The following is a 15,131-nucleotide window of genomic DNA, read 5'->3' as shown; positions in this document are numbered from 1 at the left end:
TTCAACGTGTTGAAGGGCTACAGGAGGGGTGTGTGATGACGGAGTGGCGGGTGTTCTGGGTGGGTCCGGACTGGCTGACGGAGTCGGATTCGCCTGGGGCCGAGTGGTCGGATTGGGGGATGCGGGTCGGGGATGCGGTGTTCGTGGGGCCCGACTACCGAGTTGATCCGCTGTTGTGCCGCTTCGGTCAGTCATCGGCGTTTCGGGGGTACGAGCAGGAGACGAAGCGGAACTACGCGACCGACATCTCGTTGCTGCTGGCGTTTCTGTCGCGGCGGGGTCGGCACTGGACGGATGCCCGGGAGAAGGATCTGAACGACTTCCGGAGCTGGCGGCTGGATGCGCCGGCGAATCCGGATCGGGTCGGGAACTCGAAGTCGAACCGGGAGCTGGCGGCGTTCGCGGCGCTGTACAAGTGGGCCAAGCGGGAGAAGTACGTGCCCGCGAGTCCGGTGACGATGCGCCAGGTATCGGACCTGCACGGCGGGACGAAGGAGGTCCCGGACGGACTGCGCAAGGCCGCGCCGTCGGACATGCACTGGCTGACTCCGCGTACGTGGCGGCTGTGGATGGACATCGGTCTGCGCGGCCACACCCGGGCCGGGGTGGTGGAGCCGGGCTGGTTGGGGCGGGTGGAGGACCGCAACACCGCGTTCGTTCGGCTGCTGGTGTCCTCGGGGCTGCGACGCCAGGAGGGCGGGTCGCTGCTGACGTTCGAGGTCCCGGGCACCCGGCTTGGCGGCAGCCGCTACTGCCGTGGCAGGGTGTCGGGGGCGGTGACCCGGTCGAAGGCTTCGCGGACGTTCTACTGCTCGACGGAAGCAGTCCGGGACATCGAGTCGTATGTGGAGTCGTCGAGGGCCTGGGCGGTGCGAAAGGCACAGGTGAAGGGCCGCTACGACAAGCTGACGGACATGCGGCTGGTCACCGAGGTCACCCGGGGGCCCAAGCGGAAGGTCCGCTGGACGGCTCGGGACGGCGTCGTCTTCGAGCAGTTGCTGGACTCCTTGACCTGGCGGGAGCGGGCGACACTGTTCACCGAGGGTCCGGACGGGCCCGAGCCGTTGTGGCTGTGGCTGAACGAAGCCGGACTGCCGTTCCAGCCCCACTCCTGGGATGCCGTGTTCCGCACCGCCAACCAGCGCTGCCGAGCCGCGCTGGAGCCGCCGGCCGAGCTTCGGGCCGACCCGCACAAGGTCTACTCCCCGTATGCCACCGTGCACGGCGCCCGCCACAGCATGGCCCTGTTCATGCTGGTGGTGCTGAACTCTCTGATGGACCAGCGCTTCGGTCTCAGCCCGAGCGAGCGCCGGGACTTCGCCCTTCTGTATGGCGATCCATGGCATCTGGTGCAGGGGCTGCTGGGTCACGCGACGCGGCAGGTCACGGTCGACACCTACCTCGCGCCGGTGCGGCACCTGCAGCTGCAGTCGCTGCTGGCCGAGGTGGAGGAGCCGTTGTCGGCCCCGCTGCCGGATCTGGACGACCTGTTCGCCCGAGTGGCCCGGGAGGCAGACGGTATCCAGGACATCGACGTGCGGCTGGCACCTGTGCTGGCGGGGGCCGCGTCGTGAACGCGAAGGATGGGACCGAAAGCCGTGGTCGGGGTAAGAAAGCTGCTCTGCCGCCCGCCGACTACAACGCGCCGGATGCTGTCAGCATCGTGGCCGGCCTGGTGGTGTGCCACATGAACCGTGACGGCCACCTACGGGACTTCGACTTCTCCACGCTCCCGGGGGCCGAGCCCTTGCAGCGTTCCTTGGCTGTCCTGTTCGCCGTGCACTCCCGCCGCTGGGGCTCCCATGAGACCTCCATCAGGGTCTTCCAGCAGATGCGGTCGTTCGCAAGGTTCGCCTCTGAGCGCATCCGGCCGCCGCAAGACCTGGACGAGGTCACCGCCGCCTTGATGGCCGCCTGGTGGGACCAGCAGAAGCTCACCGCGGGTGGTCGGGTCGTCTTCCGGCAGTTGAGTGCCTTGCTGCGCGACGACCCGCGTCTGCGGACCGGCCCGGTGGCCGAGGAGCTCGCCCGCCGTGTGACGCCGCTGCCCGCGAAGACCACTTCGTACGAGCCGGCGGAGTTCGACGGTATCCGGCTGGAGGCCCGGCGCACGTTCCGCGCCGCGCTGCTGCGGATCGAGGACAACGCCGCCCACCTGGAGCGCTGGCACAGCGGCGAGTTCGCGCCCGACAGCGCGGGCTGGGCGGTGGGTGAGGCCCTCGACCTCATCGCCCGTACCGGCGACCTTCCCCGCTACAAGAGTGGTTGCCTGCAGCGCCGTTTCCAGCGTGTGCTGGGAGGGGGCTCGGTCGAGGCAACGTGGAAGCGGCTGTTCCTGGACCGGATGGAGGCGACGGCTCTGGGGGTGGTGCTGATGGCCCAGTTCAGCTGGAACCTCGCGGTGATCGACGTGATGCCGACGCCGAAAGCCGCTCCCGACCCCGGCAGCGACGGCCACCCCACCTACCGAATACCGATCCGCAAGCACAAAGGCAGCAGCACCCGGACCGAGACCGAGAACGTCACCGACACCGGCGCCGACTCGGCGGGCCGACTGATCACACAGGCATTGCAGGCCACCCGCTTCGCCCGGGCGCTGGCACACGACCTCGCCCCGGACGCGAGCACCGACAGGCTCATCGCCTGGCGCACCCACTACCCGGACCGCGAGGTCGAGGACAAGACGCGGCGGACCGCTATCGGCCCCATCCGCCTGGGACTGGCCGGCAACGACGCGTCCCGCTGGGGAAAGCTGACCGGCACCGGCTCGCCGTTTCGGCGCGGTCGGCGAACGGTAGTGGTGGACCGCGGGGAACCGTCCCAGCACACCCGCGACACCCACGAGCGCCGCTACGTGCTGCCCGACGAGCGAGTCCAGCGGCAGGCCGCGCCCATCATCGCCGCCGGGGCAGCCGCCGCACTGGAGCACGCCCGCCAGGCGGTGAAGCTCGCTGCCCGGCTCAGCGCCGAGCGCGACCCCGGCCATCAGGAGACCGCGACCGCCGACTGCTCCGGCACCGAGCAGAGCCCGGCACCGCTTCCGGACGGGGGCTGCGGCGCCTCGTTCCTACTCTGCCTGGCCTGCGAGAACGCCCGCGTCCACACCGACCACCACCCGCGCCTGGTCCAGCTGCACCAATCCCTCACCCACATTCGCTCGGCTCTGCCGACGCCTGTGTGGGACCGGAACTGGAGCGATGCCCACGCCCGCCTGGACGACCTGAAAGGCAAGATCGGCGACGGATCGTGGACCAGAGCACGCGGCCGGATCACCAAAGCCGACCGGGAGATCGTCGGCGACCTGCTGAGCGGAGACCTCAACCCGTGACCACACCCCTCGCCCCCGAAGCCGACCGCTACCTGCTTCCGATGCCCGAATCCACCACCCCAGTCATATCCGAGCACCTGGTCATCGCCCGCCACGCCCACCTCAACAGCAGCTTCGGTGACATGGTGTGGCCGCTGGCCCCGCTCATCGACAACCCCAGCCAGATGCTCGCCACGATCGACTGGCACACCTGCCAAGCCGTCTTCCGCCCCGAGCTGCGACTGATCACGTGGACGTTCCTGAACGGCGAACTGCGCAACACCTTCGTGCGGGAACGCGGGATCATGCTGCGCTCGCGCATCTCCCCCGACCGGATGCAGGACACCGTGCGGGTCTGGCTGCGGCTGGCGGACTGGCTGCTGGAGCGGGGGATCGGCACTCTGGCCGCCTGTGATCGGACAGTGCTGCACGAGTACGGGCTGCACCTGCGCGACGCGGGCACCAGCCGCGGCAACGTGATGGGCAAGCTGATGGCGCTGACGCGGCTGTGGGCGTTCGACCAGCTCACCGCACTACCCGCTGGGATTGCCCGGCCGCCTTGGGACGAGGCCGGCCTGGACGACTACCTGCCCGCCGCGACGTCGACAGGCGGGGAGAACGCGCGCGAGGTACTGGGCGAGGAGACGATGGGCCCGCTGCTGGTGTGGGCGATCCGCTTCGTCGAGGACCTGGCCGACGACATCCTCGCCGCCCACACCGAAGGCCGCCGCCTGCACCAAGCCGCCCCCGCTCAGAAGGGGACCCCCGCCGGGCGGATCGCGCTCAACACCTACCTGAACCGGCTCACCGCCGCCGGCACCGCATTGCCCTCCACCCACCAGAACGGCAAGCCAGCACTGGCACGCAACTACATCGCCGGGATGACCGGCGCCTCCCTCCACCAGGTCCAGCACGTCTGGGAGAGGGACAACCTGGCCGCTCGCGTGGCCTCCGACCAGGGCCCGTGCCCGCTGGATGTGCCGCTCACCGGCCGGATCAACGACCGCCCATGGCGCGAGTCGATCGACTTCAACGAGACCACCGACCTTCTCAAGCAGCTGGTCACAGCCACGTTCATCGTCTGTTCCTACCTGACCGGCGCCCGCACCCAGGAGATCCTCGGCCTGCGTTCCGGCTGCTGCCCCGACCCGGAACCCGGAACCAGCGAAGCGGCAGGACGCCACGTGCTGCGAGTCCGCCCCGAGGACGTCGTCGCAGACACGGACGACGAGGAATACGAAGAGGAAGAGCCGCACCATCTCATCCGCGGACACCACTACAAGACCGCCATCGACCCCGACACGGGCCACTACCTGCCCGGCGGTACCGAGCGGCCTCTTCCCTGGGTCGCGATCACCCCCGTCGTCAAGGCCATCCGCGTCCTTGAGCGCATCGTCCCCGAGGGCGCACTTTTGTTCGACGCGGCCATCCACTGCCCCAGCCGCGTCACGCAGCAAGGATCGTCACTGAGGAGGAAGAGGCTCGCCGCCTGGATCGAGGACTTCGCGGTCTGGGTCAACACCGAAGCGCAGGCACGGGGCGGCGAGGTCATCCCCCCCGATCCGCACGGCAAGATCGGCACCGCACGGTTCCGTCGCACCCTGGCCTGGCACATCGCACGCCGGCCCGGCGGCCTGGTCGCCCTCGCCATCCAGTACGGCCACATGCGAACCGTCCTGAACACCGACCAGTCCGGGCGCTACGGCAGCCGCGGCCGCGACGGAATCCACAGCATGGTGAATGTCGAGACGGCGCTGGCCACCGCCGACACCGCAGCCGACCTCCACGAACGCATGCAGGCCGGCGAGGCCATCTCCGGCCCCGCCGCCCGCCGGGCGATCCTCGCCGCGGCGAACGGACCAGTGTTCCAAGGCGGCCTGGTCGGACTCGACTTCGTCCGCAAACACGCCGCCGCCCGCCGGTACCTGGCCCGTGACGGCAGCGTCCTCTACGACAACCCTCACGCACTGCTGCTCTGCCTCTACAAACGCGACCAAGCGCTCTGCGCGAAGGAGGGACAGCACGACGCGCCCAGTCTCGACCAGTGCGTTCCTGGCTGCGGTAACACCGTACGCACCGACCAGCACGCCACCTGGCTCCGCCAGCGCGCCGACGACCTCGACAGCAAAGCCGCCCACGTCCCCGGCCCTCTGGCCGCACGCCGACAGGCCACCGCCACCAGACTCCGCGAGCTGGCCAACGAACACGACCGCACCCGCTTCACCCTCAAGGAGAGTCCCGCGTGAGCCCTGCACCCGACGAACGCGACCGCATCCAGGCCGCCATGGACCGCATCCTCACCGGCACCCACGAGCGCTCCAACGGCGCCCTGACCATCGTCGCTCTCGCCATCGAAGCCGAGGTCCCCAGGAACGCCTTGACCCAACGTCACACCGATCTGAAGAACGCGTTCTACGACCAGGTCCGAGCCCGCGGCGGCACCCCCGACGTCGAGACCCGCCTCCGAAAGAAGGTCGTTGCCCTCAAGACGACCATCGCGAACAAGAACGCCGAGCTCGCCCTGCTCAAGGCCGATGCCCAGGGTTTCCTTGCGGAGAACACCCGCCTGACCTTGGAGAACCAGGAGCTGCGCGACGTCCTCAGCAACAAGGCGAGCAACGTTATCCCCCTCCGCGCCCGGCAAACGCCCCGCGACAGGACTTAAATCATGGGCTCTGGAACCGACTTTTTCGCTGCTGCCCACTCAGCCATAAAAGCCGGGTTCATCTCGGAGACGTCAAACACGCGTGCTACATCGGAGTTCGTCTGCACGACCCGTGGCCCGGCCACGTTCAAGAAGCCGCGAGCAAGGAGGCGAGTGATCGCGGTCTCGCGCTCGTCTTCCGTCAAGCCGAGAAACATGCTGGCAGTCATCATGACCACCGGGTTATTCACCATCGAACACTCAGGGTCGTACTGGCCGAGAGCAACAACAGTGAGAGCACCCATCTCATCCGTGTCTCGGAAGAGTGTCCTGAAGATGCTCTGTCTGACGCCCAGGATCGGCGAAGCCGGGTCTGAGACGTTGAGAGGCTGGTAGATCCACGCAGCATCGCGGGCAATCACCTCTTGCGCCGGAAGGGGCGCTTGGTCTCGCGATGCGAACTCCACTCGCGCTCGATGCGTATTCGACCGGCCTCCCGGGCCCGGCTTGCAGGGCTCCTCAGGCTCTGCCCAACAGTGCGTGCAGGTCTTCAGTCGGGCGGCCTTGCGCTGCTGGGCACGCGCCGCCCGCGCCTCGCGGGTGAGTGTATCCATGGCCCGCATAGTGCCCAAGAGATCGGCCGACCAGGTTCCACCACGCCCAGCGATTGAGCTGGATGGAGTACACATCTGTCCCCCTGAGTGAGGCCCGCCTGCGCAAGCAGATCCTCAACCTGAAGGAACTGCGGGCCAAGGACAGCAGCCGTAATGGCGACCAAACCGCTCCCGTGCTTCGACCTGCCGGAACCTAGCCTTGTCATTCAGGGCAAGGCTGGTGGTGTCCCCAGTAGGAATCCCGGACTGGCTCGCCCAGACGAGCATCGCGACTGACTTCCTCGCTTCGTCAGATGTCGAGGGAGCGCGTAATCCAGCTCTGCGGGATCAGCTTCGACCCGTGCCGCCAGTTGTGGACCACGGAGTTCTGGAACCAGTCCTCGTCCAGGTTCGCGTGATCGCAGACGATGACCTGGAGGTCGGGGGCGAGTTCGCTGACGACGTCGTGGATGAGCTGGAAGAGGCGGTTGACCGCTTCCCGGTCGCTGTCGTCGCTCGGCGCTCCGGAGCTCTGGTCCACGTCCGAGCGATACCACACCTGGGTGGGCTGGTCGAGCATGAGGATGCGGGGGACCGGGCGACCCTGCCGCACGAAGTACCGATGCAAGGCCAAGTGGGCGATCAGGTGGTAGCCGACCCAATTCTCACCACTACCGATACGGAACAACGGCGCCGGCCCCTGTTCGGTGTCGGCGACGACGGTCAGGCGGCTCAGGTCAAGCCGGACGTTGCCACCTCCGTGCTCCAGTTCCAGGTCGTTGGCCCAGCGGGTCATATCTTGGCTGATGGCGACGAGGCGGGAGGTCAGCTGTTCGCGTTCTTCCGCCGGGTCAAGTTCGGCTTCAAGGCCACGAACCCTCTCTGCCGCAAATTCGAACAGCTGCTTAAATCGCTCCAGCTCCTCATTGGACCCGCCTGGGAGTACGGCCAAGGTGGCGTGAATCCGGCCGCGGGTGAAGCTGAGCTGGGTGTCTGCTGCAAGTTGCGCAGTGACCTCAGCGCTGGACGTGAGCGACCGCAGGGCTACCTCGACACCTCGCAGGCGGCCTCGCAAGTCCGCCGCCCGCCCGTCGAGGGAGGTCAGCGCCGCCCTCCGGGCCGGCCGGGCAGTCTCGATCCCTTGCAACTGCTCGCTGAGGCCACGCAGGCTGCGGTCGAGCTCAGCAACCGCAGGGTCGGGGTCAGAAAGCTCGCTGCCGCAGAACCCGCAGGTGGCAAGCGCCTGGTTGTCTCCGCCGTCCAAGCCCAGCAGATGCAGGCTCGTGAGCCGCGCAGCCTGGGTCCGCACAGCGCCGACGAATCCCACCTCGGAGTCCTGCTGCTGCAGGAGGATCTCCCGCTCCGAGCCCACCGCCCGCAGTTGGTCGCGCAGATCATCGCGCTCGCGCTCCAGTTGCATGGCGCGGACGGCACTGACGGCCTCTCTCTCACCGTCTGCCGTAGGCGTCATTGGCCCACCGACAACCGCTGCCTGGAGCGCGGCGATGGCAGAAAGGCGGTCGGGCTGCTCGGGGTTGTCCACCATGCCCAGCGTGAACGCCTCCCGCCAGAGTGCCGCGAGAGTAGCGCCGGCAAGCTGGCTCGCTTCCTCGGCGCGGCGGTAGTTGCTCTCTGCTGTACGCAACTCGCGCTTGGCGGCTGTCAGCTGGGCACGTCGCAGGGCCTGGTCCCTGGGCACCGCCCCCAGGAAGTAGGGAAGGGTGTCCTTGAGGGTCTGGGCCATGCCCTGCTCGCCCTGCCGGTGGAAGAGCAGATTGCGGTTAGCGATCTCGCTCTGCCGCTGGAGGCAGAGCAACGTCGCATGCCCTAGATGGGCCTCGACAGCAGACCGCACTGCACCGGCGGGCGGCTCATGAAGGTTCTCTTCGATGCCGATCCGGCGGCCCAGTTGCTCGCGGATGGCAGAGGAGTCCATGTCCGCTTCCAACTCACCAAGCTCCAGGGGCTCCAGCGCGGTGCCGAACCGGAGCGTACCCAGCTGGGTCGAGCTCTTGCCCGGGCGAGGAGCAGGACGGGCCACGAAGGCCCGGCCGGCGCCCAATTTCAGCAGCGCCGCGTACCAGACGACCGTCTCGGTAATCGGGCCGATGGGCATCTGCAGGCTGTCGCGTCCCAAGCAGTACTCGACGATGTCGAGCAGAGCGCTCTTGCCGGTCTGCGACTCGCCAGTAACGATGTTCAGCGCTCCCGGCTTGAAGTCGAGGACGCGCTTTTCGCCCGAGGCGTTGTAAAGGATGATCGCGAGCAGCTGCACGGGAATCAGGGTGCCACGCCGAGGATGGCGAGGACAGTAGCTGGGCTGTCTGTCTTGGACAACCAGCGCCCAGCCAGGCTCGCCTTCCGTAGGAGCTCGTCGAGTTCACGCTCGGTCTTGAAACCGCGGGGGCGCTTGCGAGGCGGCGCGACGAGCCGGTCTTCGTGCATCTGCAGAAGCCCGTGCGCGGTTGCGAAGCGGAGCCCAGCACGCACCGGATCCACCAGGTTCACCGCCCGCTGGGGAAGTCCCGCTCGCAGTACGGGGTTGCGCGACACCCAGGTGGCCAGGTGAGTCCGGGTGGAGGCGGGCAGCGCTTCTCGCGTGCCGCGGTGTAGCACCATGGGGGCGACGACGAAAGACAGGACCCAGGGCATGTCCTGCCCAGACTCTTTCTGGTGGCCCTGCGTCGCCGCCTCCAGCACTGCGGCGAGCAGCGCCGGGTTGAGCATGGTGGCGACGACAGAGGGCTGCTGGTTCCAAGCCGTCACCGGCTTCCCTCCTTACGCTCCAACGGCTGCAGTGCCAATGTTGCTGCCGAGTTGGAGCAGTTCCTCGATCTTGGTTTGAAAATCCGCGTGCCAACCGACTCTTCCTTGGTCGGCCAGGGCGTGGCGCTGGCCTCGGGCGAAGAAGCCGTCGTTGTAGCGGGAGCGGACCGTGATCCCTGTCTGTGCCAGCAGGGCGCGCAGAAGGGCCTTGCCAGCCTCCTGCTTCGCCCTGTCATCGGCGTCGTCGTCGAGGCCGTCCGTCATCCACTCGAACTCGCGCTCCCACTCGTCGACCAGCTCGTTCTCGAATCGGTCGAGCTCCGCGATTCCGATCAAGTCTTCGTCGAGCCACCGGACCGCCTGAGTACAGGCCCGGTAGTAGTCGACGATCGCCTTCTGAAGGTTCTTCGGCGGGTAGGCCACCCACTTCATCTGCTGCACGAAGGGACGGGTGCGGTACTGCTCCTCGATCCCCTGCTCGTCGACATCGTTCAGGCTGATCAGCGTGGGGAGATTCTCCTGGGTGAACTGATCGCGGATGTGGGCGATCGCAGACTGCGCGGCGCCCACATCGAGGCTGCGGAGGCGTCCTTGGAGCATGGCCAGAGCCTGCCCGTCCCACCACTGCCAGACCATCGCGAGGAACAGTTCCTCGTGCCCAGTGGGCAGCGTCCATTGCAGGCACGTCCTCACCACGGCATGCACATCCTCCGCATGGGGGGAGCCGTCGGCGATGAGAACCCGGTGCAGGAAGGTTCTGCGGGTCGAGACGGGAAGGTCCATGAACGCCGCGCGCGCCTTGGCGGTATCGGTAGCGCCCTTCTCTTGGGCGACGGCTTCCAGGAACCGCAGTGCGGCCGCCTCGTCGCGGCCTTCCGTACGCAGGGCGGCGACTGCGCTGCCGGCAGCGGCGCGCTGTGTACTCACCAGCACCAACTTCGGTCCGTCCGCATCCCCAGGGGATGCCTCATCCATCCAGACCTGCAGCGTCTTCCACAGGTCCGTTGCGCGGTCGGTCAGTGCACGGCTGGTTCCCTGGTGGTGCTTGACCTGCAGCAGTTCACTCGGTGTTCCCGCCTTGTCCCAGGCGATGTCGTCATACAACTCCACGCTGATCGCGGCGTCGGGCCGCTCCGGGCCGGTGCGCAACAGCTCGACCAGGGCCCACCAGGTCTGGTGCTGGTAGCCGACGGCATTGGGTGCGGCGTTGTGTGAGCCCTGGGCCATGCGATGAGTGTCCCCGCATAAAACGATCACGTCCAGACGACAGACGGGGCGAACTGGCGCTGGTGGACAACTGAGCCTCCGGCCTGGCTGCCGGTGTAGAACTCCCCGGCCTCGTGCCTACCGTCAACACGCTCACGATGGAGAACCAGCAGCTCCGAAAGATGCTCGCGCAGCCCGACCCCAACGTCATCCCTCTCCCAGCCCGACAAACACATCGCGACACGAGCTGACCCAGCACCGCCCACCAGCACAGCAGTCAGGGGCGGGCTCACCCAACTGGGTGAGCCCGCCCCTGGCCAATCGCGGCCCACACTACCGAGCGCAACGGCGGGCCTCTTCATGTCTGAAGGGCCCGCCGTCGCATGCCACGTGAACGGCAAAATGCCTGCTCAGTCAGGTGAACAACAGCAGTTGACGCACAGCGCCGTCATAGTCGACGATCTGCAGCTTGCCGGGCTGGCCGGGCTTGTTGGTCTCACGCTCCACCAGGTCGAGCAGCGCAACCGCGCGCCTGACCGCCTCGGTGATCGAGATGCCCTTCTCGCTCTTGAGTCGCTGCAGAGCGTCGGCCGTGTCGTCATTGATGTTCACGCTCAGACGGGTGAACGGCTTGAGCTGGGTGTCCCCAGTCTGGGAGCCAGTCGGAGTGCCGGTGGTGTCGGTCATGTCGAGGCCTCATTGGCTGTCGGGGGAGAGGGTCTGGACAGCGCGTGGGGTGTCCAAGGCTTCCAAGAAGCATCTATGACCCGGCCGAGAGGCCGCCGAATCTGCCACGGACGGCGACGGCCGGCTCCATTGCGTCTGACTCGTGAGGCCCGCAGCGCGGGTCGGGCGATGCCTCAAGCCTCACACCAGGCACATCTCATGTCAAGAACATCCACACAGGATGTGGTTCACATGCACATCGACGGAGTGCGAGATCGATCTTGCGAGCATATGGGTGCTATGTTCGAAATGGTCGATTATTCCCCTGGACGTAACCCCGGCAGGACCAACTCGGATGCCAGCAACGGGCGGTGGATCGAACGGCACGGACCAGCGCCCGTGCCTGGTCAACCGATGGTTGGACCGCAAAGCTGCTCGGGACACCTTCGACGAGGTCGACTGCCCGCACTACAGGACCACCAGGGACCCACCGATAGAGGTCTTCGCAGGGGGTCCAATGCTCGACCCGGAAGACCATGATCTTCAGCTAGTCCAGTCTGACGCGCCTCACCCGGACAACGACACGAGCCTTGGCGACGATGAGGCGCCCTCCACAAGCACCTACTCGCTAGGCGAACCCGAAAGGCCGGCATGCCGGACTTGTCAGGAGGAACGCCATGACGACATCAACCCCAGCAGACGGACCCCGACTGAGCTTCCCCCGTTGCGCGAGAGGTGCTGATTACCTGGTCAGGACGGATGTGGGTGGTTCGACGGCCACTGGTTCGGCCGTCGCCTGGTCGGCGTAGTACTTCGTCTCGTACTCGTCCGGGCTGAGCCAGCCCAGGCGCTTCTGGATGCGGCGGGTGTTGTACCAGCCGTCGATGTAGGCGAACAGGGCGAGGTCGGCGTCGGTGCGGGTCGCGAAGGTCGTGCGGCGGACGCACTCGGTCTTCAGGACGCTCCAGAAGTTCTCCGCGAGGGCGTTGTCGAACGAATCGCCCACGCTTCCCATGCTCGGCTCGATTCCCGCCTTCAGCAGGCGAGTTGTGAGCTTGATGGACGTGTACTGACACCCGTGGTCGCTGTGATGGATCAGCCTCCCGGGCTCGACGGGCCGGCCGTGCAGCGCATACTCCAGGGCGGTGAGGACCAGGTCGGCATCCGCGCGCTCCGAGGTGTGCCAGCCCACGATCCGGCGGGAGAAGGCGTCGCGGATCGAGGCCAGCCACCATGGTCCCTCACCGGTCGGGATCAGCGAGATGTCGGCCACCCACAACCGGTTCGGCGCGTCGGCGGTGAAGTCGCGCTGGACCAGGTCCGGGGCGGACTCGGCGGCCGGGTCGCGGCGGGTGAAGGAACGGGGCCGGCGCGGGCTGACACCCTGGATGCCGGCCTGGCGCATCAGGCGTTCGACCCGCTTGCGGCCGACCCGGGTGCCCTCGCGCCGCAGGACGGCGTGGACGCGCGGGGAGCCGTAGGTCTCGTCGGAGTCGGCGTGGATGCGGCGGATGTGATCGGTCAGCTCGGCGTCGTGGCGTCTGCGCTCGCACGGCTCCGCCACGTCGCGGCGCCAGCGGTAGTAGGTGGAGGCGGGGATGTGCAGTTCCCGGAGGACGGGCTCGGCCCCGAAGCGGTCCTGGTGCTCGTCGATGAGCTTCAGTACCGTCGCCGGGTCGGGTCGAGCTCCTGGGCGAAAAAAGCCGAGGCGGCCTTGAGGATCTCGCAGGACCGGCGGAGCTCGGCGTTCTCCTTGCGCAGAGTGGCCAGTTCCTCCTTCTCGACGGTGGTCAGCCGGTCGTCGCGCTCGCCCCGGTCCGCCTCGTCCTGGCGGATCCAGTTGCGCAGGGCCTCGTGGTGCACGCCCAGGTCGCGAGCCATCTGCCGGATCACGGGCTTCGGGTCGGCGGCGCGGTATGCGGCAACAGCTCGCTGCCGCAACTCGGGCGGGTACTTCATCGGTGCAGCCATGGCAGAGGCTCCCTTCTCATGGCCCATCAGGCCATCTCCGGCAACCTTCCGCACGTCGGGGGAACCTCAGACCGAGCCTTGCGGAGGCTGAAACACCAGGGACCAGCGAGGTCACCCAGGCGACAGGTCCTGCCGCACCTAGAGCCCAACCGCAGCTAGCTGAGGACGCGGCCCCGGGCTCCGCTCCATACGCACAGGTGGGGCAACGTCCGACGCCCGATGATAAGACTCGCCAAGTCATCGCATTCGTCTTAGTGGCTGTTGTCTTTCCGGGCTTGAGGGCTGCGTTTCCGCTGGTCGGGCATAGGGTCGGTGGTCTCGGGGAGTGGTGACGTGTCGTGTCGTCGCCCTGGTGGAGGTCGGGATGCCGTCGGTCGTTGGGCTGCTGGAACAGCGCGAGCTCTCCGCTCGCCGTCGTATGGACGATCTGCGGGAGGAGGCCGACCGTATCCAGGCCGAGCTGGTCGTGGCCGAGCGGGAGTGGAACGAGTGGGTCATCGCCCGCTCACGCGTCGGCGAGGTGCTGTCCCCGGGCGACGCCGTCGGCCCGGATGTCGCAGGGAATCCGTCGGATCACGGTGAACAGCCGGCGCTGCCTGCGTCTTCGGAGGCGGTGAAGCGGAAGTCGGTGGTGCCGATGTGGCGCGCGGGTCTGGCCTGGTCGGCGTTGTCGGCGGACTACCAGCGCATCCTGCAGATCCTCGCGGACCGGAGCCGTCTGGGCCAAGGCCCGCTGACGTGCCAGGAGATGGCCGGCTGCTTCGGCCTGGACCCGGTGCCCGCGAAGATCGAGGCGTTGCGGTCGAAGGCGAAGCGGCTGACAGCGCGGGGGTGGCTGGCCGAGCCGGCACCGGGCCGGTTCACGCTCGCGAAGGCCGTGGCCGGGCAAGGCGGCGGGTCATGAGCGTCGTCATCGACCAGTAGACCATCGCCTCCGCGCTGCTGACGGATCGTTCGAAGTCCCGTGTGAGGCGGCGGCTTTGCATCAGGTGGGCGAAGAACCGCTCCACGATCCACCGCTTGGGCAGCACGACGAAGCCGCGCATGTCGTCACTGCGCTTGACGATGGCGAGGACCAGGGCGAGGGCGGCCAGGCAGTACTCGACGAGGCTGCCCGTGTAGCCGCCGTCGGCCCAGACCAGCGCCAGCCGGTGGTGCGCGGCGGCCACCTGGGCGAGCAGAACCCGCGCGGCGGCGCGGTCGCCGACATCTGCGGCGGTGACTGTCACCCCCAGCAGCAGGCCGAGGGTGTCGACCACGGCGTGCCTCTTGCGGCCGTTGATCAGCTTGCCGCCGTCGAAGCCGCGGCTGTCGGCGCCGACGACGGCGTCCGCCTTCACCGACTGGGAGTCGATCACACCGGCGCTCGGCTCCGGCTCCCGCCCGGCCCGCTCGCGGACCTTGCGGCGGAGCCGGTCGTGGAACTCCTTGACCAGACCGTGGTCGCGCCAGCGGCGGAAGAACGCGTAGACCCGGTCCCACGGCGGGAAGTCGGCCGGCATGGCCCGCCACTTCGTTCCGTTGTCGACGAGGTAGCGGACCGCGTCCAACATCGCGCGGTGGCAGTACGCCTCCGGCTGCCCGCCCCGCCCGCGCAGCCAGCCCGGCACCGGCAGCAGCGGCCGCACCACCGCCCACTCCGCATCGGACATGTCCGTCGGGTAGTGGCGCGCACGGACCCCGTGATCGGCGGCGTTCCCGAACCGGTGTGCCAGGCAGTCACACGCGAGAGTGACCGAAGTGGACCCCGCTCCCGCGATGCCGTAGAACTGCGACAACAGGGCCTCCTGGACCGCTCTTTGGCGTAGACACCCTTCGAGCTACCAAGAGGCCCTGCTTTCATGCGCGCCGGCCGCCGCACTCACCCGATCGAGACTCCCGTTCGACCAGCACACCTCAAGATCGGAACGACAACAGCCACTTAGTCGGCTTGGTCTCCGTTCTCGCCATCGCTGGCACTGGGGCGCTCATCGCAAGT

General features: G+C 67.8%; 13 protein-coding genes. 5 read left to right on the top strand and 8 right to left on the bottom strand.

Annotated features, from left to right (window positions below):
- Positions 1–35: 35 nt before the first annotated feature.
- The 4 genes from OG715_RS27875 (at position 36) to OG715_RS27860 (ending at position 5,972) form a co-directional block, all read left to right on the top strand.
- Positions 36–1,574: a site-specific integrase gene (locus OG715_RS27875; RefSeq protein ID WP_266274503.1), complete on the top strand. Its 1,539-nt coding sequence runs from the start codon at positions 36–38 to the stop codon at positions 1,572–1,574.
- 113 nt (positions 1,575–1,687) lie between these two features.
- Complete coding sequence (locus OG715_RS27870; protein ID WP_327064168.1) at positions 1,688–3,328, top strand: hypothetical protein; 1,641 nt, start codon at positions 1,688–1,690, stop codon at positions 3,326–3,328.
- The gene (locus tag OG715_RS27865) at positions 3,325–5,553 is read left to right on the top strand and encodes an integrase (protein ID WP_266274505.1); all 2,229 of its coding nucleotides are present in this window, start codon (positions 3,325–3,327) and stop codon (positions 5,551–5,553) included. Before OG715_RS27870 ends, OG715_RS27865 begins: the two co-directional genes overlap by 4 nt.
- On the top strand, positions 5,550–5,972 hold the full coding sequence (locus OG715_RS27860) for a hypothetical protein (protein WP_266274506.1): 423 nt from the start codon (positions 5,550–5,552) through the stop codon (positions 5,970–5,972). The genes OG715_RS27865 and OG715_RS27860 overlap by 4 nt, the downstream gene beginning before the upstream one ends.
- On the opposite strand, the gene OG715_RS27855 is transcribed toward OG715_RS27860, so the two are convergent.
- From OG715_RS27855 to OG715_RS27825, 7 genes are all read right to left on the bottom strand, one after another.
- The gene (locus tag OG715_RS27855) at positions 5,969–6,565 is read right to left on the bottom strand and encodes a zinc finger domain-containing protein (RefSeq protein ID WP_266274507.1); all 597 of its coding nucleotides are present in this window, start codon (positions 6,563–6,565) and stop codon (positions 5,969–5,971) included. The two genes, OG715_RS27860 and OG715_RS27855, sit on opposite strands and share 4 nt — an antisense overlap.
- Positions 6,566–6,854: 289 nt before the next feature.
- Complete coding sequence (locus tag OG715_RS27850; RefSeq protein WP_266274508.1) at positions 6,855–8,819, bottom strand: DUF3732 domain-containing protein; 1,965 nt, start codon at positions 8,817–8,819, stop codon at positions 6,855–6,857.
- A gap of 5 nt (positions 8,820–8,824) precedes the next feature.
- The gene (locus OG715_RS27845; protein ID WP_266274509.1) at positions 8,825–9,310 is read right to left on the bottom strand and encodes a three component ABC system middle component; all 486 of its coding nucleotides are present in this window, start codon (positions 9,308–9,310) and stop codon (positions 8,825–8,827) included.
- Positions 9,311–9,322: 12 nt separating this feature from the next.
- Complete coding sequence (locus OG715_RS27840; RefSeq protein ID WP_266274510.1) at positions 9,323–10,537, bottom strand: ABC-three component system protein; 1,215 nt, start codon at positions 10,535–10,537, stop codon at positions 9,323–9,325.
- A 393-nt stretch (positions 10,538–10,930) separates the two neighbouring features.
- Positions 10,931–11,203, bottom strand: a complete 273-nt coding sequence (locus OG715_RS27835; RefSeq protein WP_266274511.1) for a ribbon-helix-helix protein, CopG family — start codon at positions 11,201–11,203, stop codon at positions 10,931–10,933.
- Between the two features lie 721 nt (positions 11,204–11,924).
- A complete protein-coding gene (locus OG715_RS27830; RefSeq protein WP_266274519.1) occupies positions 11,925–12,836 on the bottom strand; it encodes an IS3 family transposase in 912 nt (303 codons plus the stop codon).
- Between the two features lie 5 nt (positions 12,837–12,841).
- Positions 12,842–13,153, bottom strand: coding sequence for a transposase (locus tag OG715_RS27825; protein WP_266271908.1), 312 nt, complete (start codon positions 13,151–13,153; stop codon positions 12,842–12,844).
- Between the two features lie 364 nt (positions 13,154–13,517).
- On the opposite strand from OG715_RS27825, the gene OG715_RS27820 reads away from it, so the two are divergent.
- Positions 13,518–14,057 carry a hypothetical protein gene (locus OG715_RS27820; protein WP_266274513.1) on the top strand — a complete coding sequence of 180 codons (540 nt, stop codon included), beginning with the start codon at positions 13,518–13,520 and terminating at the stop codon, positions 14,055–14,057.
- On the opposite strand, the gene OG715_RS27815 is transcribed toward OG715_RS27820, so the two are convergent.
- Positions 14,014–14,805, bottom strand: a complete 792-nt coding sequence (locus OG715_RS27815; protein WP_266274514.1) for an IS5 family transposase — start codon at positions 14,803–14,805, stop codon at positions 14,014–14,016. The two genes, OG715_RS27820 and OG715_RS27815, sit on opposite strands and share 44 nt — an antisense overlap.
- Positions 14,806–15,131 lie beyond the last annotated feature (326 nt).

The organism is Kitasatospora purpeofusca (genome assembly GCF_036010405.1).
GTDB lineage: Bacteria > Actinomycetota > Actinomycetes > Streptomycetales > Streptomycetaceae > Kitasatospora > Kitasatospora purpeofusca.
This window is presented reverse-complemented; position numbering and strand designations above follow the sequence as displayed.

Excerpts from the sequence above, each read along its gene's own strand:
- OG715_RS27870 (WP_327064168.1), top strand. The coding sequence starts at position 1,688 with ATGAACCGTGACGGCCACCTACGGGACTTCGACTTCTCCACGCTCCCG.
- OG715_RS27835 (WP_266274511.1), bottom strand. The coding sequence starts at position 11,203 with ATGACCGACACCACCGGCACTCCGACTGGCTCCCAGACTGGGGACACC.
- OG715_RS27820 (WP_266274513.1), top strand. The coding sequence starts at position 13,518 with ATGCCGTCGGTCGTTGGGCTGCTGGAACAGCGCGAGCTCTCCGCTCGC.
- OG715_RS27825 (WP_266271908.1), bottom strand. The coding sequence starts at position 13,153 with ATGGCTGCACCGATGAAGTACCCGCCCGAGTTGCGGCAGCGAGCTGTT.
- OG715_RS27815 (WP_266274514.1), bottom strand. The coding sequence starts at position 14,805 with ATGTCCGATGCGGAGTGGGCGGTGGTGCGGCCGCTGCTGCCGGTGCCG.
- OG715_RS27855 (WP_266274507.1), bottom strand. The coding sequence starts at position 6,565 with ATGGATACACTCACCCGCGAGGCGCGGGCGGCGCGTGCCCAGCAGCGC.
- OG715_RS27875 (WP_266274503.1), top strand. The coding sequence starts at position 36 with ATGACGGAGTGGCGGGTGTTCTGGGTGGGTCCGGACTGGCTGACGGAG.
- OG715_RS27840 (WP_266274510.1), bottom strand. The coding sequence starts at position 10,537 with ATGGCCCAGGGCTCACACAACGCCGCACCCAATGCCGTCGGCTACCAG.